This window comes from Pseudomonas sp. AF32 (assembly GCF_022342325.2).
In the GTDB taxonomy this organism is placed as follows: Bacteria; Pseudomonadota; Gammaproteobacteria; order Pseudomonadales; family Pseudomonadaceae; genus Aquipseudomonas; species Aquipseudomonas uvaldensis.
This window is the reverse complement of record NZ_RQJK02000011.1, coordinates 161,369-183,463: the sequence shown is the minus strand read 5'-3', so window position 1 is coordinate 183,463 and position 22,095 is coordinate 161,369. Positions and strand designations below refer to the sequence as shown.

Sequence of the window (22,095 nt, the reverse complement as noted above, 5' to 3'; positions counted from 1 at the left end):
AGCGCTCGATGAACAACCGTACAACCCTGATTGTCACGTGTACCACCGTGTTCCTGGCCCAACTGGGCATGAGCATCTACTTGCCGGCCTTGCCTGACATCGCCAAAGACCTTGGGGCCGACGCCTCCCGGGTTTCCTGGGGGTTGTCGCTGTACCTGATCGGCATGGCGCTGCCCATGCTGGCGTGGGGCAGCCTGAGTCAGACGCTGGGTCGCAAGCCGGTCTTACTGGCGGCATTGGGGTTGTACGGCCTGGGCAACCTGGCCTTGCCCCTGGGCACGACAGCGGAAGCGTTCCTGGCATTCAGGTTGATCCAGGGCATCGGTGCCAGCGGCATCTCGGTGATGGCGCGGGTATTGATCCGTGACAGCTTCAGCGGCGACCTGCTGGCCAAGGCCTTGTCCTGGATCTCGATCGCCTTTGTGATTGCCCTCGGTATCGGGCAATACCTGGGCTCGCTGATCCAGGCCGCTTTCGGCTGGGAGGCAATCTTCTACGGGCTGGGCATGGTCAGCCTGGCGATGGCGGCCGCCGTATCCCGAGCCGTGTTCCCGACGTTGACGGAAGCGCAAAACGATCAATCGGCATGGCGGGCGTATGGACAGATTTTGAAACACCGTAGCTTTCTCCTGCCGGCCCTGGCGGGTGGGCTGGGTTACGGTGTGATCATTGCCTTCAATACCGCCGCGCCGTTGATCCTGCGTGACAGCTTTCACTGGTCGGCAATCGAGTACGGCCTGCTGGGCTGGCCCATCAGCGCGGCCTATCTGTTGGGTGCACTGATGGTCAATGCCTGTGTACTGCGCATCGGCCAGCGACGACTGATGGGCTGGGGCATTGCCCTGGTGTTGGGCGGCAGCGTGACCATGCTGGGAAGCAGCCTCACCCTGAGCAGCGTTGCGTTGCTCTTCTGGCTACCGTACTGCTTTGCTGTACTGGGCCAGTCACTCAATTACCCCATCAGCCTGTCCCTGGCCAATGATGGTTCGCCAGTACCGGGCGCCTATGCCATGGCATTGAGCGGATTTCTGCATCAGTTGATGGCATCGGTGATCGGCGCCATGGCCAGTCTGTTGTTGAGTCAACAAGCCTGGCCGCTGGCGACCTTGTGCACGTTTCTGGCGATGGCGGCACTGCTGTGCATGCGCAGCCTGCCGCCTCGGCCCATTTAGAACGCCGAGCGGAAGATCTCTTCGATCTGCCGCTGATCCGCTGCCCGTGGGTTGGTCAGCCCACAGGCGTCCTTCAATGCGTTGGCGGCCAGCACCGGCACGTCGTTCAGACGCACACCCAACTCGCGCAGGCCGGCGGGAATGTCCACGTCCCGGGCGAGGTTCCGGATCGCCGCGATGGCGGCCTGGGCGCCCTCCTCCGCACTGCCGCCGAGCGAGTCGACACCCATCGCACGCCCCACATCAGCCAGGCGATCGGCGCACACCGAGGCGTTGAAACTCTGTACGTGAGGCAACAGGACTGCGTTGCACACACCGTGGGGCAGATCATAGAAGCCCCCCAGTTGGTGGGCCATGGCATGCACGAAACCCAGTGAAGCATTGTTGAAGGCCATCCCTGCAAGGAACTGTGCGTAGGCCATGTTTTCCCGTGCCGCCAGATCATTGCCATCACGCACGGCCAGACGCAGGTTGTTGCTGATCAGGGTGACGGCTTTCAGGGCGCAGGCATCGGTGATCGGGTTGGCGGCGGTGGAGACATAAGCCTCGACCGCGTGGGTCAGCGCGTCCATGCCCGTGGCCGCGGTCAGCCCCTTGGGCATCGCCGCCATCAACGCAGGGTCATTGACCGACATCAGTGGCGTCACGTTACGGTCGACAATCGCCATTTTCACATGACGTGCTTCGTCGGTGATGATGCAAAAGCGGGTCATCTCGCTGGCGGTGCCTGCGGTGGTGTTGATGGCAATCAGCGGCAATTGCGGCTTGATCGACCGGTCGACGCCTTCGTAGTCACGGATCTGGCCGCCGTTGGTGGCACACAAGGCGATGCCCTTGGCGCAGTCGTGGGGCGAACCGCCGCCGAGCGAGACAACGAAATCGCACTGGCTTTCCTTCAGCAGCCCCAACCCATGCTCGACGTTGGCAATGCTCGGGTTGGGTTTGGCGCCGTCGAAAATCACCGAGTCGACATCCTGGATAGCCAATAGCCCAGCCACCTTGTCGGCGACGCCGGCCTTGGCCAGTCCGGCATCGGTGACGATCAGTGCCTTGCGAAAGCCGTAATTGCGGATCGCGACCATGGCCTCGTCGAGGCAACCCAGCCCCATGATATTTACCGCTGGAATGAAGAAAGTGCTGCTCATCGGAACACGCTCCTGTTGAAGGCCGGGTTGGCCGGATCGGCGGGAACTACAGGATTGACCGAGCAGTCACGGCGGTCCTTGATCTGGCTCAAGAGTCTGTCGTGATAAAGTCGCGTCCTGCCTTTGCCACGTTCTTTTGAGATGACTTTGCGATGACCGACTTCCAGGAATTTGACGCCCGGCTCGAAGATTGGGAGGCCTTGCGCGCCGACACCGTCTTCAGCGGCCTGTTGGTGGGCAATGGTGCCAGCCGCGCCGTGTGGGATGATTTCGGCTATGACTCGCTCTTCGAAAATGCCAGCACCGTCGAAGAAAAACCCTTGAGCCCCTCGGAGCTGAGCGTGTTCGACGCGATGCAGACCCGCAGTTTCGAGCAGGTGCTCGGCGCGTTGAAAACCACCAGCCGGATCAACAAGGCCCTGGCGGTCAGTTCTGCCGCGCCGCGCAATCGCTACTATGCGATCAAGGAAGCCCTGATCAACACCGTACATGCTGTCCACATTCCCTGGCGCCTGGTGCAACCGTCGACCTTGGCGAAACTCAACCAGGAGCTGGCGCGCTACCACACGGTGTTCACCACCAACTACGACCTGCTCAATTATTGGGCGATCCAGCACGCGCCCGACACGGTGACCGACCTGTTCCGCGGCGCCGACCAGGGTTTTGACCTGAGCCAGGTGGCCACGGACCAACCGCGCCTGCTGTACCTGCACGGCGGCCTGCATCTGGTGCGCAACCAGGACGGCACGGCCCGCAAGCTCACCTCCACCGAGGGCACGCTGCTGGGTAATTTCGCCATCAACAACACCCTCAAGACCCTCGACGACGTGCCGCTGTTCGTCAATGAAGGCCCGACCGAGGACAAGCTCAAGACCATCCGCAGTTCCGACTACCTGTCGTTCTGCTATGACCAGTTGCTGCACCACGGCGATAACCTGTGCCTGTTCGGCCATGCCCTGGGCGAGCAGGACCGGCACATCGTCCAGGCCCTGCGCCAGGCGAACCCCGGAACCCTGGCAATTTCGATCTATCCCCGCAGCCAGGCGTTCATCCAGCACCAGAAGCGGCACTACGCCAAACTGTTCCAGGGGTTGCAGATCGAATTGCGGTTCTTCGACGCCAAGAGCCACCCGCTGGGGGATCCGAAGCTGTCGGTGCCGGTGGAGGTATAGGAAAAGGCCGAGCCAGACAAAAGCCTGTGGCGAGGGGATTTATCCCCGCTCGGCTGCGAAGCAGTCGTAATGCGGCTGGCGCGGTTCATCTGGTTCACCGCGGTGTCTGGCTTTGGGGCTGCTGCGCAACCCAGCGGGGATAAATCCCCTCGCCACAGGATTGTTGTTTGGTCCGGGGACAGGATTACCCCATCCTTCATTTACAGTCTCGTCAAAGCGCGGCCAAGGTCTTGTCCTTGATGATCGTGCTCGGCCCGTTGGCCTTGACGCTGGCAATGCCCTTGTCTCGGGCGGCGTCCGATGAATAGGCTTCGCTGCTGCCGATCACCTCGTGGTTGGCGGCCTTGAGGTTGAAATATGGATGGCCATCCTTGGTGCTCTTGAGCTCATAGCGTTCGCTCAGCGGGCTGTTTTTCTGGACCGAGGCGATGCCGCCGTCGACGCCGCTGCGAGTGGCGTACAGCTCGCTGGTCAAAATCGTTTCAGCGTTGGCTGCCTTGAGCACGAACCGAAACTGGCCATGGCTGTTTTTACTGATTTCGTACCATCCAGACATGATTGCTCCCCTTTGGGCGGTCGATGGGCCGCCCAAACAGTAAAGACCCGCCACGCTTGTTCCGCCAGACGGGTTGCCAGGCTCCTACAGTGTGATGGCCGTGCCCAACAGGGTCAGGAAACCCGCCAGCCAGTTGGGATGGGCCGGCCAGGCTGGTGCGGTCGCCAGGTTACCTTGCACATGGCCTTCGGTGACTGGAATGTCGATATAAGTCCCGCCCGCCAGACGAACTTCCGGGGCACATGCCGGATACGCGCTGCACTCGCGCCCTTCCAGAATACCCGCCGCCGCCAGCAGTTGCGCACCGTGGCACACCGCTGCGATCGGCTTGCCGGCCAGGTCGAAATCTCGCACCAGTTGCAGGACTTTTTCATTCAAGCGCAGGTATTCCGGCGCACGTCCGCCTGGGATCAGCAGCGCGTCGTAGTCAGCCGCTTCGACGCCGGCAAAATCGTGATTCAAGGCAAAAAGATGACCCGGTTTCTCACTGTAGGTCTGGTCGCCTTCGAAGTCGTGGATGGCCGTGCGCACGGTCTGGCCCGAGGTCTTGTCCGGACACACCGCATGCACGGTATGACCGACCATCTGCAGGGCCTGGAACGGCACCATCACTTCATAGTCTTCGACGAAATCGCCGACCAGCATGAGGATTTTCTTTGCAGCCATGGGGGGCTCCTTTTGAAATGCGTGAGGGGTGAACGCATTAAAGGTAGTCCGGTGTGTCGGTAGATGAGCGATAACCCGTCACTACCTGACGGGTTGCACGCCAATGAACACGATGAACCCCCTGTGGGAGCAAGCCTGCTCGCGATTCAGACGCCACGGTATGCCAGATACACCACGGTATCGTTCAATCGCGAGCAGGCTCGCACAGGGAGTCGATGGGACTGTTGGGGTCAGGCGAGGTACCCGTCAGCCCGCAACAGCGTTTCCAGGCAGTGTTCGCTGATGTGGTAGAAGGCCTTCAACTCCTGGATTTTCGCCAGCAACTCGCTCGGATCGATCGGCTCGGCGCGCTTGACCGCCAGAATCATCTTGTTTTTGTTGGTGTGTTCCAGGGAGATGAATTCGAACACCTTGGTCTCGTAGCCACAGGCTTCCAGGAACAGCGCCCGCAGGCTGTCGGTGACCATTTCGGCCTGCTGGCCCAAGTGCAGGCCGTATTGCAGCATGGGCTTGAGCAGCGCCGGGCTCTGGATCTGCAAGCGAATCTGCTTGTGGCAGCACGGCGAGCACATGATGATCGAAGCGCCCGAGCGAATGCCCATGTGGATCGCGTAGTCGGTGGCGATGTCGCAAGCGTGCAAGGCGATCATCACATCCACTTCGCCCGGCGCCACACTGCGTACGTCGCCGTGCTGGAAGCTCAGGCCCGGATGTTCGAGCCGTGCGGCAGCCTCGTTACACAGCCGGACCATGTCCTCGCGCAGCTCGACACCGGTCACCACGCCTTCGGCCTGCAGGGTATTGCGCAGGTAATCGTGGATGGCGAACGTCAGATAGCCTTTGCCCGAGCCGAAATCCGACACCCGCACCGGCTTGTCCAGGGCCAGCGGCGAGGACGTCAGCGCGTGGCTGAAAACTTCGATGAACTTGTTGATCTGCTTCCATTTGCGCGACATCGCTGGAATCAGCTCATGCTTGTGGTTGGTCACCCCCAGGTCGGCCAGAAATGGCCGGCTCAGGTCAAGGAAGCGGTTTTTCTCGCGGTTGTGTTCCACCGAGGGCACTTCCCGCAACTGCTGGGGCTTGCTCTTGAACAGCGAAGGCTTGCCCTTTTTGCTGTACTCCAGTTGCGCCTCGTCGGTGACCGACAACAGATGCGCGTTCCTGAACGATGTCGGCAACAGCCCTGCAATGGTCGCCACGCCTTCGTCCAGCGGGAAATTCTTGGTGATATCGCGGGTTTTGTAGCGGTAAACGAAGGACAGGCAAGGCTGATCCTTGACGGTCAATTGCTTGATGATCACCCGTTGAAGGTCCGCTTCGTCACCGACGTACCTGGCCAGCACCAGCTTGATGAAGGCGTTCTGCTCCAGGCTGGCTTGCAGCAACGCGATGAACTGGGCGTGGTGATCCGGCGCGGGACGGGCGGGCGTTGCGGTGACAGACATGGAAAAGCGGCCTCGGGGCGGGCGGATCGGGAATGGCGGGTATTTTAGGGGGGATGGGATGTCAGGGCACGAGGAATTTCCTGTGCCCTGAGATTTTGCCTTGCTCCTACAGAGATTTTCTAGCCCAGCACCACCAACCGATTCGGCAGCTCATTGCGTTCGTGGGTTACCGGGACATGTTCCTGGAGCAACTTGCCGCAGGCTTCGATACACGTCACGAAGCCCTGCAACGTCTGCCCCTGGCGCACCTGCTCGGTGAATGCCGCGACGATGGCGTCCCAATTGCTATTGTCGAGGCGTTTGGAAATGCCCTCGTCCACCAGGATCTCCACATACCGCTCGGCCTCACAAACGAAGATCAGCATGCCCGTGCTACCCACGGTGTGGTGCAGGTTCTGTTCGAGAAACTGCCGGCGAGCCAGGTTGGAGGCGCGCCAGTGGCGGACCGACCGGGGAATCAGGTGCGTGGTGACCTTCGGAATACGAAACACCAGGCACAACACAATGAAACTGGCCCATTGCACCAGCAGCAGGCTGTGCAAGGTCAACCAGCCCGAGACGTAATGCAGCACACCAGGCACCACCAAGGCCAGCAGGCTGGCCCACAGCAGTGGAATGTAGGCGTAGTCGTCGGCCCGTGCGGCGAGAACCGTGACCAGTTCGGCGTCGGTATCGCGCTCGACCCGGGCAATGGCCTCGGCGACCTTGCGTTGTTCGTGTTCAGTCAGTAATGCCATGGTTAAAAGTGCCTGTTCATTATTATTGTCACCAGCTGCCCGACGAACCGCCGCCCCCGAAACTGCCCCCGCCACCACTGAAGCCGCCTCCCCCGCCGCCAAAACCGCCGCCCCCGCTGGAACCGCTTGATCCGCCGCTTCCGGCAGGCAGGATACCCAACACCTGGCCCACCATGATGGTGATGATGAACAGCATCACCAGCAACACGAACAGCCAGGGATGACGCTGGACGAAATCGCCCTCCTCCTGTTCACCCCCGCTGTATGCCGCAGCCGGTTCATCCAGCGGACTGCCTCCCAGCACTACCAGCATTGCAGCCACGCCGTCGCTGATGCCTTTGTTGAAGTTGCCGGTCTTGAAGGCTGGCGTGATCACCTGGTTGATGATCACCGAACTCTGGGCGTCGGTCAGGCGGTCTTCCAGCCCGTAGCCCACTTCGATCCGCAGTTTACGGTCATCCCGGGCCACGATCAGCAGCGCGCCGTTGTTCTTGTCCTTCTGCCCGATGCCCCAATGGCGACCCAGTTGATAACCGAAGTCTTCGATGCCGGCGCCTTGCAGGTTCGCCAGCGTGACCACCACCACCTGTTCGCCGGTGGCCTGTTCATGGGCCTTGAGCTGCGCGTCCAGTTGCTGGCGCACCGACGGGTCCAGCAGTTGGGCGGTATCCACCACCCTTCCCGTGAGCGTCGGAAACTTCAGTTCGGCCTGGGCCGTGACTGCGAACAGGCAGAACAACAGCAAGCAGGTGCAGCTACGAGCGACAAGCCTCAAGCTGCAGGCAAATGCAGTGAGCAGTGCCTGTGGTAGCGGCTTCATCAGAACTTCACTTCCGGGGCTTTTTCAGCGTTGGGACTGGTGGCCTCGAAGGTCTCGCGAATCGGCAGATCGCTGTACATCACGCTGTGCCACAGGCGGCCCGGGAAGGTTCGGATCTCGGTGTTGTATTTCTGCACCGCCAGGATGAAATCACGGCGCGCCACGGCGATACGGTTCTCGGTGCCTTCGAGTTGCGATTGCAGGGCCAGGAAGTTCTGGTTTGCCTTGAGGTCCGGGTATCGCTCCGAAACCACCATCAAGCGGCTCAACGCACCGGTCAACTGATCCTGGGCCTGTTGGAACTGCTTGAGTTTCTCTGGATTGTCCAGGGTGCTGGCATCGACTTGGATCGAGGTTGCCTTGGCCCGCGCTTCGATCACGGCTGTCAGGGTGTCCTGCTCATGCTGGGCATACCCCTTGACGGTCTCCACCAGGTTGGGGATCAGGTCGGCACGGCGCTGGTACTGGTTCTGTACCTGGCCCCAGGCCGCCTTGGCCTGTTCGTCCAGGGTCGGGATGTTATTGATGCCGCAACCGGCCAGTAATGTGGTGAACAGCATCAGGGCCAACATCTGCAGGCCGCGGCGGTAACTCAGTCTTGGATTCATCGGGTGAAGCTCTCCCTTGCCTTACATTGGAAAAACACGGCCACCTATCTGACCGGTGTCTGGGGCATAATCGGCCGCCGCACTGGATCGAATCGGATCGATGGGCTAAAAGATGCGCGGTGCGAAACTTAGTTCAGCCCCCAGGGCTCGAAAGTGTGCTGCATTTGACCGAACAACAATAGCCGTTCCTCACAATTTGGCTGACCGGCGCGTTTTGACCATCGCCCTTTAGGCTTGCGAGAAAATTATTCATGAAGAAGCTGTGTTTGCTGGGCCTGTTTGTCAGTCTGGCCAGTCAATCCGTATTAGCCGACAACCTGCCAGCCCCCATAGAGAACAAGGACGCCTTCATCAGCAACCTGATGAAGCAGATGACCCTCGAGGAAAAGATCGGCCAATTGCGCCTGATCAGCATCGGCCCGGAAATGCCCCGGGAACTGATCCGCAAGGAAATCGCCGCCGGGAACATCGGCGGCACATTCAACTCCATTACCCGCGATGAAAACCGTCCGATGCAGGACGCGGCCATGCGCAGCCGGCTGAAGATCCCGATGTTCTTCGCCTACGACGTGATCCACGGCCATCGCACCATTTTCCCGATCCCCCTGGCCCTGGCTTCGAGCTGGGACATGGACGCCATCTACCGCTCCGGGCGCGTTGCCGCCAAGGAAGCGGCCGCCGACAGCCTGGACATCACCTTCGCGCCCATGGTGGACATTTCCCGCGACCCACGCTGGGGCCGCACCTCCGAAGGCTTCGGCGAAGACACCTACCTGGTGTCGCGCATTGCCGGGGTAATGGTCAAGGCGTTCCAGGGCGCCGGCGCCAACGCGGCCGACAGCATCATGGCCAGCGTCAAGCACTTCGCCCTCTACGGCGCAGTGGAAGGTGGCCGGGACTACAACACCGTGGACATGAGCCCGGTGAAAATGTACCAGGACTACCTGCCACCCTACCGCGCCGCCATCGACGCCGGTGCGGGTGGGGTGATGGTTGCCTTGAACTCCATCAACGGGGTGCCGGCCACGGCCAACACCTGGCTGATGCACGACCTGTTGCGCAAGGAATGGGGTTTCAAGGGCCTGGCGGTCAGCGACCACGGCGCCATCTTCGAGCTGATCAAGCACGGCGTCGCCCGGGACGGTCGCGAAGCAGCGAAACTGGCGATCAAGGCCGGCATCGACATGAGCATGAACGACTCGCTCTATGGCAAGGAACTGCCGGGGCTGCTCAAGTCCGGCGAGATCGAGCAGAGCGATATCGACAATGCCGTGCGCGAAGTGCTCGTCGCCAAGTACGACATGGGCCTGTTCAAGGACCCGTACCTGCGTATCGGCAAGGCCGAAGACGACCCGGCCGACACCTATGCCGAAAGTCGCCTGCACCGCGCCGACGCCCGTGACGTGGCACGTCGCAGCCTGGTCCTGTTGGAGAACCGCAACCAGACCCTGCCGCTGAAAAAGAGCGCCCGGATCGCCCTGGTCGGCCCGCTGGCCAAGGCCCCCATTGACATGATGGGCAGTTGGGCCGCCGCCGGTCGCCCCGCGCAATCGGTCACCCTGTTTGACGGCATGAGCCGTGCGTTGGGCGGTGATGCGAAGTTCATCTACGCCCGTGGCGCCAATATCACCGGCGACAAGAAGGTGCTCGACTACCTGAACTTCCTCAACTTCGACGCCCCGGAAGTGGTGGATGATCCGCGCCCGGCCCAGGTGTTGATCGACGAAGCGGTGAAAGCCGCCAGGAATGCCGATGTGGTGGTGGCTGCGGTGGGCGAGTCCCGTGGCATGTCCCATGAATCGTCGAGCCGGACCGAGCTGACCATCCCCGCCAGCCAGCGCGAGCTGATCAAGGCGCTGAAGGCCACCGGCAAGCCACTGGTGCTGGTGCTGATGAACGGCCGTCCGCTGTCGCTGCTGGAAGAGAAGCAGCAGGCCGATGCGATCCTGGAAACCTGGTTCAGCGGCACTGAAGGCGGCAACGCCATCGCCGACGTGCTGTTCGGTGACTACAACCCGTCGGGCAAGCTGCCGATCACTTTCCCACGCTCGGTTGGGCAGATTCCGACCTACTACAACCATCTGAGCATTGGCCGTCCGTTCACACCGGGCAAGCCGGGCAACTACACCTCGCAATACTTCGATGACATCACCGGGCCGCTGTACCCGTTCGGCTATGGCCTGAGCTACACCGAGTTCGAGCTGTCGGACATGGCCCTGTCGTCCACCACGCTGAACAAGAGCGGCAAGCTCGACGCCAGCGTGACCGTGGAGAACACCGGCAAGCGCGATGGCGAAACCGTGGTCCAGCTGTACATCCAGGACGTGACCGGCTCGATCATCCGCCCGGTCAAGGAACTGAAGAACTTCCAGAAAGTGATGCTCAAGGCTGGCGAGAAGAAGGTCATTCACTTCAGCATCACGGAAGATGACCTGAAGTTCTACAACGCCCAGCTCAAGTACGCTGCGGAACCGGGCAAGTTCAACGTACAGATCGGCCTGGATTCCCAGGATGTGAAGCAGCAGAGCTTTGAGTTGCTCTGATCCAAAGCGACGCCACTCCCTGTGGGAGCGGGCTTGCTCGCGAAGGCGGCTTGACATCCACACAGATGTTGACTGAACGGCCGCTTTCGCGAGCAAGCCCGCTCCCACATTGGATCTGCGGTATATCGTCAGCCCCGCCGGCCCAGCAGATTCACCACCACCCGATCCACCAACCCCCACAACCGCTGCTTGACCCGCTTCCACAGCGGCCGGCGCCGCCAGGCGTCGAGGCTGACTTGCTGGCTCTGGGCAAAATCCTGTTCGAAACTCGCCGCCACCGCTGCGCTGAGCGACGGGTCGAGGGCCTCCAGGTTGGCTTCCAGATTGAAACGCAGGTTCCAGTGATCGAAATTGCAGGAACCGATACTGACCCAGTCATCCACCAGCACCATTTTCAAATGCAGGAAACATGGCTGGTATTCGAAGATTTTCACCCCGGCCCTGAGCAGGCGTGGGTAATAACGGTGCCCGGCATAACGCACTGACGGGTGATCGGTACGCGGCCCGGTGAGCAGCAGGCGTACGTCGATGCCCCGGGCCGCGGCCTTGCGCAAGGAACGGCGCACGTTCCAGGTTGGCAGGAAATAGGGCGTTGCCATCCAGATTCGCTTCTGCCCGCTGTTCAACGCCCGAGACAGCGATTGCAGGATATCGCGATGCTGGCGGGCGTCGGCATACGCCACCCGGCCCGTGCCCTCGCCCACCGGTGGCACGCGGGGCAAGCGCGGCAGCCCGAAGTTGGACGCCGGCTTCCAGGCGCGACGATGACGGTTGGCGATCCATTGGCGATCGAACAGCAACTGCCAGTCCAGCACCAACGGCCCGACAATTTCCACCATGACCTCGTGCCACTCGCTGCGGTTGTCGAGGGGGTTCCAGAATTCATCGGTCACCCCGGTGCCGCCGACCACCGCCAGGCGCTGGTCCACCAACAGGAGTTTGCGGTGGTCACGGTAGAAATTGCGCACCCAACGGCGCCAGCTCAGGCGGTTATAGAAACGCAGTTCCACACCGGCTTCGATCAAACGGTTACGCAAGCCCAGGGTAAACGCCAGGCTGCCATAGTCATCGAACAAACAACGCACTCGCACGCCACGTTCGGCCGCCTGAACGAGCGCCTGGACCATCGCCTCGGCGCAGGCTCCCGCCTCCACCAGGTACAGCTCCAGTTCGACTTGCTCCCGGGCCCGGGCGATTTCGACGAGCATGCGCGGGAAGAATTGCGGGCCGTCGATCAACAGTTCGAACTTATTGCCTTCGCGCCAGGGAAATACCGGGCCGCTCATGTCAGCGCGCCGTGAAAATCAGCACCGCGCTCACCGGCACCGACAGGCTGATGGCCGAGAGCCCGGCCATTTTGCGCAACGTCTCGAGCCCCGGCGCGAGGTCGAAATCCGCAGCATTGAGCACCACCGGCTCCAGGGTCACCACTTGGAAACGTCGTTCGTCCAGGCGTGTCGCCAGCAGTTCGACGTTGTATTCGTGCTGCTTGCCGTGCAGTTCCACCGTCAGCGGCAAACGCAGCTCCAATTGCGCGCCGTTGGCCAGGTCCTGGATGGGCAAAAGATCGATCTGTGCGGTGACCGTGGCTTCGGGAAATTGCTTGATGTCGAACAGTTCGGCGCGCATGCGCTCGTCCCGCAAGGGAATGCCGCTGTTGATCGACTCCAGCTCCACTTCCAGCCGGGCCGTGCCCTTGGGCTGGACCTGGCCGTGCAGCACGAGGAAGCGCTGGACCTCTGACACATTGCCGTTTTTGCTGCTGATGAACGACAGCCGCGACGACTCGCCGTCCAGGTACCAGTCGGCCTGGGCCGGCAGCGCGGCGCCGGCCAGCAGCAAGGTGGCGACAGCGAGGGAAAGAAACCGCTTGAACATACACACTCGGGGGCAGATAAACCTGTGGCGAACCTTAACCGGGCCGAGGGCGCTTGCAAACTGTCTGTTTCGATAGATGCTCGAAACCCACCGGTGGCAAGGATCAGGTCGCTTTGGGTTACTCCAACCGACAACCCTGTCGCGCTCCCATCCACCGCGCACTGTTACTGCGCCCAAGCCCGCTGACCGTAATGCGTTTCTCCTCGGGGCTTTCGAGAAAGTCGCTGGTCGGCACCGACTGCTTCACATAGCCGCGGCAATACTCGGCCGGTTGCTGCATCACGTAGCGGCACGAGCAATATTCCTTGGCGGTGTAGGCACTGATGATGTCGGGAAAGGCACCTAGCGCCACCCGTTCGAGCCAGACCCAGACGAGCAACGCTCCGAGCAGCGCCAGCGTCAAAACGACAAAAACCTTGCGCTTCACGGCTGCACCGCCCCGGCAAACGCCGCCATGGCTCGCTTGAGCAGCTCGTTATGCCGATAGCTGCCGTCGCGGTCGTCGCCATAACGCACGATGACCAGCCGGGCACTGGGAACGATGTACAGTGCCTGACCCCAATGCCCCAACGCGGCATAGGTATCCGATGGCGCATCGGGCCAGGGGCGGATGGCCGGATCGGCGGCGCGGTTGAGCCACCAGTGCCCGCCCGGCACGGCTTCGTCCTGGCCGGCCTGGAAACGGTCGAAGGGCTCACGATTGAACGCGACCCACTCCTGGGGAATCAGTTGCCGCTCGCCCCAACGACCGTCACGCAGCATCAACAACCCGATCCGCGCCAGATCCCGGGCAGTAAGGTAGGCATAGGAAGAGCCGACGAAGATGCCGCTGGCATCGGTTTCCCAAGTGGCGTGACGAATGCCCAGCGGTTCGAACAACGCGGTCCACGGATAATCGGGATAACGTGCCGGACCGACAATATTTTTCAGCGCGGCCGCCAACAGGTTGCTGTCGCCGCTGGAATAACGAAACACCTGACCCGGTGGGCTGTAGCTATCGTGTTGCGCGGTAAACGCTGCCATGTCGCGACGGCCGCGGGTATAGAGCATCGCGATCACGGAAGAGTTGAGTGGCGCGTATTCGTAGTCTTCCTGCCAGTCCAGGCCTGAGGCCCAGTGGAAAAGGTCGACGAGGGTCACATCCGGGTACTTGTCCAGCGCCGGGTAGTACTTGGCGGCTGGGTCTTGCAGGCCGAACCGCTTTTCCCCATAGGCCACACCGAACACGGTTGCCAGCAGGCTTTTACTGATGGACCAGGTCAGGTGCGGAGTGTCGGCGCGGGTGGGACCGGCATAACGTTCGTAGACGAGTCGGCCGTCCTGGAGGACCAGCAATGCGTCGGTGCGAATACCTTCGCGAGTGGTGTCGTTCCGAGGGGGAAATGCGTATTGCTCCAGGGCTTCGATGGCTGGGCCGATGGGAACCGGGCCGGTCGGCCACTGCTCACCGGGCCAGTCTTCGGCGTGAACGTTCAGGTTGAGCAGCAGGAACGGGATCAGCAACCAGCCTTTGAACATGGGCGGGGCTCGCAGGATTGAACCTGAGGAGTCTAATCAGGCTTGATGACAGTTTGGATGCTGGAGCGTTTTTCTGTGGGAACGAGCCTGCTGGCGATGGCGTCAGACCAGTCGCCATCGCATTGGCTGATACACCGCTATCGCGAGCAGGCTCGCTCCCACAGGGATCAGGTGCTTCCCAACGCCTTGGCCAGCCGCTTGGCCCGCGCCCCCGCCGCCATGTCCATCACGGCCTTATCCCGCATCCACATCTCGCGCCATGAATCGGGCCCGGCGGCCAGCGCGCCGTTGAGTTCGTCATCCAGTCCCTTGAACTGCGCGAACAGCCCACCCAGCAGCACATGCCCTGCGGCAGTCGACGGGTTATGGCGGCTCACTTCCGCACACCCCGCCAGCAACCCCAGCAGGCGCAACTGCAACCCCTGGGGCCACTCACAGTCCTGCCCCACGCCATACAGCCAAGCGACCATGGCACTGAGCACATAAAGGTCTTCCAGGGTGCGGAACGGTTTGACGTAGGCATCCCAACCGTCACCCGCAAGCAACTCGCAGGGCGCGCTGTCGAGCACGACCCGACCGTGGCTGATGTCCGGCATCAAGGCCATGGGCGGTAATTTTTCCAGGGTCACGCCGGGCTCGCCGGCATAGACCACCGCCAGGCTCAGTCGCGGTCTTTCATCGGGTGCTTCGCAGCGAGCGGCGATCAGCAGCCATTCGGCGGCATCCCCGGCGGTGACGAAATCCTTGCGTCCGCACAGACGCAAGTCGCTCAGGCGGGTCTGCATGTCCGCCGGTCGCAGGCTGCGCTGTTCAGTGGCACACAAGGCGCCGAGGCTGTGAGGCGCACTGGGCCAGAGTGCACGCAGCGCTGCCTGGTAACCCACCAGAAAGGCCAATCCCGGTGTGGCCATCAACCGGCCGCCGGCGACCGCCAGCTCGAACGGGGTGACCGACCCCAGACGCTGCAGCAACGCCGCATACCCCTCGGCCAGGTCCGGATGAGCAGTCAATCGCTCGCCACGTTCGATCAGAGAGTGCCAAGGCATGGGAGGGCTCCTGAGGGCTGTCATATAAGCATCACCAAAGCTTCATGGCGATGACACCGGGGCTACATAGCCTGACTTTGCACAACATGGCTGCATAAAGAAAGTCGATTGGCTCAACCCTAGACGGGTGCACAGCCCGCACGGAGATTCGCTATGACTCAGATCGCCCGCATCAGCGACACCGGCAATGAACGCCGTCTGCAAGCCGAACGCCTGATTGGCGCACAGGCGCTGCAGGAAGCCCAGGCCCTGCGCTTCAAGGTCTTCAGCGGCGAATTCAACGCCAGGCTCAAGGGCGCGGAAATGGGTCTGGACATGGATGACTACGATGTTCACTGCGCCCACATCGGCGTACGCGACCTGAACACCGGCCGTCTCGTGGCGACCACTCGCTTGCTCGACCACCAGGCCGCCAGCAGCCTGGGCCGTTTCTACAGCGAAGAGGAATTCAACCTCCATGGCCTGGTCCATCTCCAGGGTCCGATCCTTGAGATCGGCCGCACCTGTGTCGACCCGGCCTACCGCAACGGCGGCACCATCGCCGTGTTGTGGGGCGAACTGGCCGAGGTCCTGAACGAGGGCGGCTACAGCTACCTGATGGGCTGCGCGAGCATTCCGATGCAGGACGGCGGCGTCCAGGCCCAGGCGATCATGCAGCGCCTGCGCGAACGCTACCTGTGCAACGAGCACCTGCAGGCCGTACCGAAAAAGCCCTTGCCGGCTCTGGACGTACCGTCCAACGTGATTGCCGAAATGCCGCCGCTGCTCAAGGCCTACATGCGCCTGGGCGCGAAGATTTGCGGCGAGCCGTGCTGGGATGAGGAATTTCAGGTCGCCGACGTGTTTATCCTGCTCAAGCGCGATAACCTCTGCCCACGTTACGCCCGTCACTTCAAGGCGGCGGTCTGATGAGCCGGCTCAGGGTGTACGCGCGCATCGCACGGGTGCTGCTGGTGGTGGCGCTGGGCCTGGCCATGGCCAGCGTATTCGGTCTGTTCGAACGCCTGGGGCTCGCCAACTCCATGACGCGCCGTCAGCGCTGGTCACGATTTTTCATGGCACGACTGAGCCATGCCCTGCCCTTTTCCGTGACTGTCCACGGGCAGTTGCCGCTACAGCCGATGCTGTGGGTCAGCAACCATGTGTCCTGGACCGACATCCCGCTGCTGGGCATGCTCACGCCCCTGTCGTTCCTGTCCAAGGCCGAAGTGCGCACCTGGCCGGTGGCCGGTTGGCTGGCGGCAAAAGCCGGCAGTCTGTTCATCCGCCGCGGCTCGGGCGACAGCCAGTTGATCCGCAAGCAGATGACCCGCCACCTGGAACAGACCCACCCGCTGTTGATGTTCCCGGAAGGCACTACCACCGATGGTCGCTCGTTGCGTACCTTTCATGGTCGCCTGTTGTCGGCAGCCATAGACGCCGATGTCGCCTTGCAGCCGGTGGCGATCCGTTACCTGCGCAACGGCGAACCGGATTCCCTGGCACCGTTCATTGGTGATGACGACTTGCTGTCGCACCTGATGCGCCTGTTCGCCAACGACCGGGGTCACGTGCACATCTACCTGCTGCAGCCCATCGCCTGCCAGGGACAGGAACGTGCGGCCCTGGCGTTCCAGGCGCAGCAGGCGGTGCATAAGGCGTTGTTTGGCGAGCTTCCCGAGAAGCAGCAGGTTCCAATGCGCCCTGCCATCGCGGCTTGACACAGTTTTTCATGCGATGGAAATCCTGTGGGAGCGAGCCTGCTCGCGATAGCGACCTGGCATTCAGCAGAGAGGTTGGCTGAACGACCGCCATCGCGAGCAGGCCGCTCCCACAGTTTAATTTTGCGGTGCTGGGTGGCTCTGGGCAAAGTCCTGGAGCTGCGGATAAAACAGCTGAAAGTCTTCGCTCAAGGGTTCGTAGAGCCTGGACAACTCTTCCATCGCCCCGGCCAGCTCTTCAGGGCGAGACAAGCGCCGGGAGATTCCTCGCAATACCTGCCCGAGCACGTCGAAATCCTGATAAGAACCCAGCCAGTCATCCGCTGCCATATAAGGTGCTATTTGTGCCAGACGCCCCGGCAGTTGCGGTTCGGCAGCGAGTACCCGGTACACCCGGGACGTAAAGTCCGGTAGCAGCCCTTCGCCGTACAGCGCCCAATCCCGCGCCAGGCAATGATCGAAGAAAACATCGAGCACGATGCCCGCATAGCGTCGCCGTAACGTGGAAAACCGCGACAGGGCAATGTCCACCAGAGGGTGGCGGTCGGTGTACAGGTCGATGCGCCGATGCAAGGCAATCGCCGCTTCGATCCGTGGGTCATACAGCCCCTGCAGCGGTCCCTTGACGAAATCGCCGTAGAGGCTGCCGAGCAATTCTTCCCGGCCGGTGCCGCCGAGGTGCAGGTGCGCAAGATAGTTCATGAGCGGCAGCTTAGCATTGCCAGCCTCATATCGTTATAACCCGATATAGCGATTCGTTCGGTGCTCAGATCAAATACATATTGGTATATCGCGAAGTAACGATTTATGGTTCGCCTCATCGCGATATAGCGTTTTACCCACGAGCTGCCCACATGACCCTCGACCTCGACGAAATAATAAAAGCCCTGGCACATCCAGTACGGCGAGACATCCTCAACTGGCTCAAGGACCCCAAGGTCCAGTTCCCCGAACAGTTGCACAACCATGAATTCGGCATCTGCGCCGGACAGATCGACCAGCGCTGCGGCTTGTCGCAGTCCACCGTGTCGGCTCATCTGGCGGTTTTGCAACGGGCGGGGCTGATCACCAGCCAGAAGGTCGGTCAATGGCACTTCTTCAAACGCAACGAGGAAGTGATCCAGCAGTTCCTCAAGCAAATGAGCCAAGAGCTCTGATCCAAAGGACCCGCCATGCCCCTTTCACTTCTCATCCTGGCCCTGAGCGCCTTCGCCATCGGCACTACCGAATTCGTCATCATGGGCCTGTTGCCCGATGTGGCGGCGGACCTGGGCGTATCGATTCCCGGTGCCGGCTGGCTGGTGACCGGCTACGCCCTGGGCGTGGCCATTGGTGCACCGTTCATGGCGCTGGCCACGGCGCGGTTGCCGCGAAAGGCTGCCCTGGTGGTGCTGATGGGTATTTTCATCGTCGGCAACCTGCTCTGCGCGATTGCCAGTGACTACAACGTGCTGATGTTCGCCCGAGTGGTCACTGCCCTGTGCCATGGCGCGTTCTTCGGTATCGGTTCGGTGGTGGCCGCCGGTCTGGTGGCGCCCAACAAACGCGCCTCGGCCGTTGCGCTGATGTTCACCGGTCTGACCCTGGCCAATGTGCTCGGTGTACCACTGGGTACCGCGCTGGGCCAGGAAGCGGGCTGGCGCTCTACTTTCTGGGTCGTGACCATCATTGGCGTGGTTGCACTGATCGGCCTGATCCGCTTCCTGCCGACCCGGCACGATGAAGAAAAACTCGACATGCGCTCGGAACTGGTGGCGCTCAAAGGTGCGGGCCTGTGGTTATCCCTGGGAATGACCGCACTGTTCTCTGCCTCGGTGTTCGCCTTGTTCACCTATGTCGCCCCTTTGCTGGGCGAGGTCACCGGCGTATCGCCCCGTGGCGTGACCTGGACGCTGGTGTTGATCGGCCTGGGCCTGACGCTGGGCAATATCATCGGCGGCAAGCTGGCGGACAAGAGCCTGGCGAACACCCTGATCGGCGTGTTCATCACCATGGCCGCGGTTTCCACCGTATTGAGCTGGACCAGCGTTGCGCTGATCCCTACCGAGATCACCCTGTTCCTCTGGGCGACCGCCTGCTTCGCCGCCGTACCGGCCCTGCAGGTCAATGTGGTGACCTTCGGCAAATCCGCGCCGAACCTGGTGTCCACCCTGAACATCGGCGCCTTCAACATTGGCAATGCCCTGGGTGCCTGGGTGGGTGGCAGCGTCATTGATCATGGCCTGGGCCTGACCGCCGTGCCCCTGGCCGCCGGCGCCCTCGCGGTGCTGGCCTTGCTGGTCACCCTGATTACTTTCCGCCAGGGCGGCGACGCCGGTCTGGCACCTGCTACTCACTGATTCTTACCCTACACAGACGAGGTTGTAATTCATGGCGACTATTTTCGATCCGATCAAACTCGGCGATATTGAACTGAAAAACCGCATCATCATGGCCCCGCTCACCCGCTGCCGTGCTGACGCAGGCCGCGTGCCCAACGCGCTGATGGCCGAGTATTACGTGCAACGCGCTTCCGCCGGCCTGATCCTCAGCGAAGCGACCTCCGTCACGCCAATGGGCGTGGGCTACCCGGACACTCCCGGCATCTGGTCCAACGACCAGGTACGCGGCTGGGCCAACGTGACCAAGGCGATCCACGGCGCCGGCGGCAAGATCTTCCTGCAGCTGTGGCACGTAGGCCGCATTTCCCACCCGTCGTACCTGAACGGTGAAATCCCGGTGGCGCCAAGCGCCATCCAGCCCAAGGGCCACGTCAGCCTGGTGCGTCCGCTGGCCGACTACCCGACGCCACGCGCCCTGGAAACCGCTGAAATCGCCGACATCGTCGATGCCTACCGCGTCGGCGCCGAAAACGCCAAGGCCGCCGGTTTCGACGGCGTCGAGATCCATGGCGCCAACGGCTACCTGCTGGATCAATTCCTGCAAAGCAGCACCAACCAGCGCACCGACAACTATGGTGGTTCCCTGGAAAACCGTGCCCGCCTGCTGCTGGAAGTGACCGACGCTGCCATCGAAGTCTGGGGCGCCGGCCGTGTCGGCGTGCACCTCGCGCCGCGTGCCGACTCCCATGACATGGGTGACGAAAACCGTCTGGAAACCTTCAGCTACGTAGCCCGCGAACTGGGCAAACGCGGCATCGCGTTCATCTGCTCCCGCGAAAAAGAAGGCGACGACAGCATCGGCCCGCAGCTCAAGCAAGCTTTCGGCGGCCCGTACATCGCCAACGAACGCTTCACCAAGAACAGCGCCAATGCCTGGCTGGCGCAAGGCAAGGCAGACGCCGTTGCCTTCGGGGTTCCGTTCATTGCCAACCCGGACCTGCCGGCACGCTTGAAAGCCGACGCCCCCTTGAACGAGCCTCATCCGGAAACGTTCTACGGGAAAGGTCCGGTGGGCTATATCGATTATCCCGTGATGTAAGTCTGGAAAGTTTTTTACCCAAAGCCCCGTCTCGAAAACGACGGGGCTTTTTTATGCCCATACACTTCACAACATCAACTACTCACCACTTGGAAACACCTAATAACAACACCAACCCACACCACGCTGGATTCATTAATGCCACAACGCTAATAATAAAAGCCCGACCACTAAATGGATTTAGTTATCAAACATTCGATTATTTTCTACTGATATAGCACTCATCCAAGCAACATCATTCAATTCATCAAACATGCATAAATTCGTGCAGGCGCCAGCGAGCCCTGCATTTACAAGAGACGCCCAACTATGAAAATCATGAAAAGTTTCATCCTTGCCCTGATACTGGGCCCCACGATGGTTGCCAGCAGCCTGGCCAATACAGGAGTTACCGTGGAGATCACAAATAACACTACCGGTATCCTGGAAATGACCAACATGTTGACTGACCCGTCACCACCTGCGGACTTTTCCTTGAGCCCCTATGACGTGGCTCCCCGATCGATGCGAAACATCCACTTCACCAACAAAAGAAACTTCACTTATCCGACTTCCGACTGGCAGCCCTCGCTAAGAAAGGTCAAGCCCATCGAGATCGTTCTTTCCTACCAACTAAAGAACTCCAAGTTTGGATGCCAGATTCAAACCAAATTCGAAGCCCCGGTCGGCTTTGGCGTCCTGGAACCTCAATACAGGCCTGACTGGAAGAGCAGGACAGCCTATACCGGCGATGGCGAATATACCTGCAGGTCCGAGATTTCGCAGAAAATGCTGGAGCCACCGTTCAGCTACACCGTCCGCGTTATTGTCGAAAAGTCCAACTAACCGCTACCCTGCGGTTCAACGATTGAACAAGCCGCCGGGATTGTCCCGGCGGTTCCCCTGCCGACCCGCTATTGACACAACCCGATGCAATTACTCATTTTGTTTCATTTGCGCAGACTGGGGCTCAGGTGCAGCATGTCCAGCGCAGTGTCTACCCAGCGCTCGGCCTCACCCGCCAGCGCGAAGCTGTCGGGGGCCAGCAGCCACTGATACAGAATGCCGTCGATATAGGCATGAAGGGCAATCGCCGCCCTCTCGGGGTCCAGGTCATCCGGCAATTGACCGCGGTTCACTGCATTGCGCAACGCCAGCGCGATACGCACATTGCAGTCGAGGCTGACCTCGCGTCGCTGCTGACGCAAATCGCACATTTCATCGGTGAACTCGCACTTATGGAAAAGAATCTCGTTGATACGTCGGGTTTTCGGGTCCAGCGCCACTTGTTGGAACAGGCGCACCAGCAGCTTGCGCGTGCAGCCCAACGGATCAAGCTCCTCTTCGCTCTCACTGGCACGGGCCAAGTCATCCAGCGGCTCGTGCAAGGTATCGAGCATGGCCTGGAGCAGATCCGCCTTGTTGCTGAAATGCCAATAGATAGCCCCGCGCGTCACACCGGCCAGCGTCGCGATGTCAGCCAACGTCGTGCGGGCCACACCCCGCTCGAAAAAAGCTCTCTCGGCCGCTTCGAGTATCTGGTTACGGGTCTCCAGGGCTTCCTCTTTGGTACGACGGACCATGGCAGTAAACACCTCGAATCAGGATGCGTCAGCAGTAGGTAAAGGTCAGCTGAGCGAAAGGGACGCGACCGCCCATCGGTGCGCCTTCGGTCTGTATGGCCTTT

23 protein-coding genes are annotated in these 22,095 nt (G+C 61.2%); 9 read left to right on the top strand and 14 right to left on the bottom strand.

The features are described from left to right. Positions 1–8: 8 nt before the first annotated feature. Positions 9–1,172 (top strand): MFS transporter, encoded by a 1,164-nt coding sequence (locus EGM97_RS12810; protein ID WP_238964322.1) that lies wholly within the window; start codon positions 9–11, stop codon positions 1,170–1,172. Here the strand turns inward: EGM97_RS12810 and yiaY are convergent. Continuing rightward, on the bottom strand, positions 1,169–2,317 hold the full coding sequence (gene yiaY, locus EGM97_RS12805; RefSeq protein ID WP_238964321.1) for an L-threonine dehydrogenase: 1,149 nt from the start codon (positions 2,315–2,317) through the stop codon (positions 1,169–1,171). The genes EGM97_RS12810 and yiaY overlap by 4 nt on opposite strands. 152 nt (positions 2,318–2,469) lie before the next feature. Between yiaY and EGM97_RS12800 the strand changes: the two genes are divergently transcribed. Then, positions 2,470–3,489 carry a DUF4917 family protein gene (locus tag EGM97_RS12800; protein ID WP_238964320.1) on the top strand — a complete coding sequence of 340 codons (1,020 nt, stop codon included), beginning with the start codon at positions 2,470–2,472 and terminating at the stop codon, positions 3,487–3,489. Between the two features lie 211 nt (positions 3,490–3,700). Here EGM97_RS12800 and EGM97_RS12795 read toward each other — a convergent pair whose 3' ends face one another. From EGM97_RS12795 to EGM97_RS12770, 6 genes are all read right to left on the bottom strand, one after another. Next, complete coding sequence (locus EGM97_RS12795; RefSeq protein WP_238964319.1) at positions 3,701–4,045, bottom strand: YegP family protein; 345 nt, start codon at positions 4,043–4,045, stop codon at positions 3,701–3,703. 84 nt (positions 4,046–4,129) lie between these two features. Beyond that, positions 4,130–4,711, bottom strand: a complete 582-nt coding sequence (locus EGM97_RS12790; RefSeq protein WP_238964318.1) for a DJ-1/PfpI family protein — start codon at positions 4,709–4,711, stop codon at positions 4,130–4,132. A 230-nt stretch (positions 4,712–4,941) separates the two neighbouring features. Continuing rightward, the gene (locus EGM97_RS12785; protein WP_238964317.1) at positions 4,942–6,159 is read right to left on the bottom strand and encodes a class I SAM-dependent methyltransferase; all 1,218 of its coding nucleotides are present in this window, start codon (positions 6,157–6,159) and stop codon (positions 4,942–4,944) included. Between the two features lie 119 nt (positions 6,160–6,278). Continuing rightward, positions 6,279–6,896: a TPM domain-containing protein gene (locus tag EGM97_RS12780; protein ID WP_238964316.1), complete on the bottom strand. Its 618-nt coding sequence runs from the start codon at positions 6,894–6,896 to the stop codon at positions 6,279–6,281. A gap of 28 nt (positions 6,897–6,924) precedes the next feature. Continuing rightward, positions 6,925–7,716 (bottom strand): TPM domain-containing protein, encoded by a 792-nt coding sequence (locus EGM97_RS12775; protein WP_238964315.1) that lies wholly within the window; start codon positions 7,714–7,716, stop codon positions 6,925–6,927. Next, positions 7,716–8,324, bottom strand: a complete 609-nt coding sequence (locus EGM97_RS12770) for a LemA family protein (protein ID WP_238964314.1) — start codon at positions 8,322–8,324, stop codon at positions 7,716–7,718. Before EGM97_RS12770 ends, EGM97_RS12775 begins: the two co-directional genes overlap by 1 nt. A 251-nt stretch (positions 8,325–8,575) precedes the next feature. Between EGM97_RS12770 and bglX the strand changes: the two genes are divergently transcribed. Continuing rightward, positions 8,576–10,867 carry a beta-glucosidase BglX gene (gene bglX, locus EGM97_RS12765; RefSeq protein WP_238964313.1) on the top strand — a complete coding sequence of 764 codons (2,292 nt, stop codon included), beginning with the start codon at positions 8,576–8,578 and terminating at the stop codon, positions 10,865–10,867. 128 nt (positions 10,868–10,995) lie between these two features. Here the strand turns inward: bglX and EGM97_RS12760 are convergent, their stop codons facing one another. The 5 genes from EGM97_RS12760 to EGM97_RS12740 all read right to left on the bottom strand — a co-directional run bounded on the left by EGM97_RS12760 (position 10,996) and on the right by EGM97_RS12740 (position 15,309). Then, a complete protein-coding gene (locus tag EGM97_RS12760) occupies positions 10,996–12,153 on the bottom strand; it encodes a phospholipase D-like domain-containing protein (protein WP_238964312.1) in 1,158 nt (385 codons plus the stop codon). 1 nt (position 12,154) lies between these two features. Beyond that, positions 12,155–12,745, bottom strand: coding sequence for a YceI family protein (locus tag EGM97_RS12755; protein WP_238964311.1), 591 nt, complete (start codon positions 12,743–12,745; stop codon positions 12,155–12,157). 118 nt (positions 12,746–12,863) lie between these two features. Then, positions 12,864–13,172, bottom strand: coding sequence for an amidase (locus EGM97_RS12750; protein ID WP_238964310.1), 309 nt, complete (start codon positions 13,170–13,172; stop codon positions 12,864–12,866). After that, entirely contained in the window at positions 13,169–14,263 is a 1,095-nt protein-coding gene (locus EGM97_RS12745; protein ID WP_238964309.1) for a serine hydrolase domain-containing protein, read from the bottom strand. The genes EGM97_RS12750 and EGM97_RS12745 overlap by 4 nt, the downstream gene beginning before the upstream one ends. A 167-nt stretch (positions 14,264–14,430) precedes the next feature. Then, complete coding sequence (locus EGM97_RS12740; RefSeq protein WP_238964308.1) at positions 14,431–15,309, bottom strand: acyl-CoA dehydrogenase family protein; 879 nt, start codon at positions 15,307–15,309, stop codon at positions 14,431–14,433. Between the two features lie 153 nt (positions 15,310–15,462). On the opposite strand from EGM97_RS12740, the gene olsB reads away from it, so the two are divergent. Together olsB and EGM97_RS12730 are read left to right on the top strand one after the other, a co-directional pair. Further along, a complete protein-coding gene (gene olsB / locus EGM97_RS12735) occupies positions 15,463–16,218 on the top strand; it encodes an L-ornithine N(alpha)-acyltransferase (RefSeq protein WP_238964307.1) in 756 nt (251 codons plus the stop codon). Further along, complete coding sequence (locus EGM97_RS12730; RefSeq protein ID WP_238964306.1) at positions 16,218–17,009, top strand: lysophospholipid acyltransferase family protein; 792 nt, start codon at positions 16,218–16,220, stop codon at positions 17,007–17,009. The genes olsB and EGM97_RS12730 overlap by 1 nt, the downstream gene beginning before the upstream one ends. A gap of 117 nt (positions 17,010–17,126) precedes the next feature. Here the strand turns inward: EGM97_RS12730 and EGM97_RS12725 are convergent, their stop codons facing one another. After that, on the bottom strand, positions 17,127–17,711 hold the full coding sequence (locus EGM97_RS12725; protein ID WP_238964305.1) for an acyl carrier protein phosphodiesterase: 585 nt from the start codon (positions 17,709–17,711) through the stop codon (positions 17,127–17,129). A 152-nt stretch (positions 17,712–17,863) separates the two neighbouring features. Between EGM97_RS12725 and EGM97_RS12720 the strand changes: the two genes are divergently transcribed. From EGM97_RS12720 to EGM97_RS12705, 4 genes are all read left to right on the top strand, one after another. Then, positions 17,864–18,166: an ArsR/SmtB family transcription factor gene (locus EGM97_RS12720; protein WP_003198672.1), complete on the top strand. Its 303-nt coding sequence runs from the start codon at positions 17,864–17,866 to the stop codon at positions 18,164–18,166. A 15-nt stretch (positions 18,167–18,181) separates the two neighbouring features. Continuing rightward, positions 18,182–19,348 (top strand): MFS transporter, encoded by a 1,167-nt coding sequence (locus EGM97_RS12715; protein ID WP_238964304.1) that lies wholly within the window; start codon positions 18,182–18,184, stop codon positions 19,346–19,348. A gap of 31 nt (positions 19,349–19,379) precedes the next feature. Further along, positions 19,380–20,429, top strand: a complete 1,050-nt coding sequence (locus tag EGM97_RS12710; RefSeq protein WP_238964303.1) for an alkene reductase — start codon at positions 19,380–19,382, stop codon at positions 20,427–20,429. Positions 20,430–20,738: 309 nt separating this feature from the next. Then, complete coding sequence (locus tag EGM97_RS12705) at positions 20,739–21,254, top strand: hypothetical protein (RefSeq protein WP_238964302.1); 516 nt, start codon at positions 20,739–20,741, stop codon at positions 21,252–21,254. Between the two features lie 104 nt (positions 21,255–21,358). Here the strand turns inward: EGM97_RS12705 and EGM97_RS12700 are convergent, their stop codons facing one another. Then, on the bottom strand, positions 21,359–21,991 hold the full coding sequence (locus EGM97_RS12700; RefSeq protein WP_238964301.1) for a TetR family transcriptional regulator: 633 nt from the start codon (positions 21,989–21,991) through the stop codon (positions 21,359–21,361). Positions 21,992–22,095: the final 104 nt, after the last annotated feature.

What these genes read in the sequence shown, in the direction of transcription:
- EGM97_RS12810 (WP_238964322.1), top strand. Translation starts at nt 9, where the DNA reads ATGAACAACCGTACAACCCTGATTGTCACGTGTACCACCGTGTTCCTG.
- yiaY (WP_238964321.1), bottom strand. Translation starts at nt 2,317, where the DNA reads ATGAGCAGCACTTTCTTCATTCCAGCGGTAAATATCATGGGGCTGGGT.
- EGM97_RS12800 (WP_238964320.1), top strand. Translation starts at nt 2,470, where the DNA reads ATGACCGACTTCCAGGAATTTGACGCCCGGCTCGAAGATTGGGAGGCC.
- EGM97_RS12795 (WP_238964319.1), bottom strand. Translation starts at nt 4,045, where the DNA reads ATGTCTGGATGGTACGAAATCAGTAAAAACAGCCATGGCCAGTTTCGG.
- EGM97_RS12790 (WP_238964318.1), bottom strand. Translation starts at nt 4,711, where the DNA reads ATGGCTGCAAAGAAAATCCTCATGCTGGTCGGCGATTTCGTCGAAGAC.
- EGM97_RS12785 (WP_238964317.1), bottom strand. Translation starts at nt 6,159, where the DNA reads ATGTCTGTCACCGCAACGCCCGCCCGTCCCGCGCCGGATCACCACGCC.
- EGM97_RS12780 (WP_238964316.1), bottom strand. Translation starts at nt 6,896, where the DNA reads ATGGCATTACTGACTGAACACGAACAACGCAAGGTCGCCGAGGCCATT.
- EGM97_RS12775 (WP_238964315.1), bottom strand. Translation starts at nt 7,716, where the DNA reads ATGAAGCCGCTACCACAGGCACTGCTCACTGCATTTGCCTGCAGCTTG.
- EGM97_RS12770 (WP_238964314.1), bottom strand. Translation starts at nt 8,324, where the DNA reads ATGAATCCAAGACTGAGTTACCGCCGCGGCCTGCAGATGTTGGCCCTG.
- bglX (WP_238964313.1), top strand. Translation starts at nt 8,576, where the DNA reads ATGAAGAAGCTGTGTTTGCTGGGCCTGTTTGTCAGTCTGGCCAGTCAA.
- EGM97_RS12760 (WP_238964312.1), bottom strand. Translation starts at nt 12,153, where the DNA reads ATGAGCGGCCCGGTATTTCCCTGGCGCGAAGGCAATAAGTTCGAACTG.
- EGM97_RS12755 (WP_238964311.1), bottom strand. Translation starts at nt 12,745, where the DNA reads ATGTTCAAGCGGTTTCTTTCCCTCGCTGTCGCCACCTTGCTGCTGGCC.
- EGM97_RS12745 (WP_238964309.1), bottom strand. Translation starts at nt 14,263, where the DNA reads ATGTTCAAAGGCTGGTTGCTGATCCCGTTCCTGCTGCTCAACCTGAAC.
- EGM97_RS12740 (WP_238964308.1), bottom strand. Translation starts at nt 15,309, where the DNA reads ATGCCTTGGCACTCTCTGATCGAACGTGGCGAGCGATTGACTGCTCAT.
- olsB (WP_238964307.1), top strand. Translation starts at nt 15,463, where the DNA reads ATGACTCAGATCGCCCGCATCAGCGACACCGGCAATGAACGCCGTCTG.
- EGM97_RS12730 (WP_238964306.1), top strand. Translation starts at nt 16,218, where the DNA reads ATGAGCCGGCTCAGGGTGTACGCGCGCATCGCACGGGTGCTGCTGGTG.
- EGM97_RS12725 (WP_238964305.1), bottom strand. Translation starts at nt 17,711, where the DNA reads ATGAACTATCTTGCGCACCTGCACCTCGGCGGCACCGGCCGGGAAGAA.
- EGM97_RS12720 (WP_003198672.1), top strand. Translation starts at nt 17,864, where the DNA reads ATGACCCTCGACCTCGACGAAATAATAAAAGCCCTGGCACATCCAGTA.
- EGM97_RS12715 (WP_238964304.1), top strand. Translation starts at nt 18,182, where the DNA reads ATGCCCCTTTCACTTCTCATCCTGGCCCTGAGCGCCTTCGCCATCGGC.
- EGM97_RS12710 (WP_238964303.1), top strand. Translation starts at nt 19,380, where the DNA reads ATGGCGACTATTTTCGATCCGATCAAACTCGGCGATATTGAACTGAAA.
- EGM97_RS12705 (WP_238964302.1), top strand. Translation starts at nt 20,739, where the DNA reads ATGAAAATCATGAAAAGTTTCATCCTTGCCCTGATACTGGGCCCCACG.
- EGM97_RS12700 (WP_238964301.1), bottom strand. Translation starts at nt 21,991, where the DNA reads ATGGTCCGTCGTACCAAAGAGGAAGCCCTGGAGACCCGTAACCAGATA.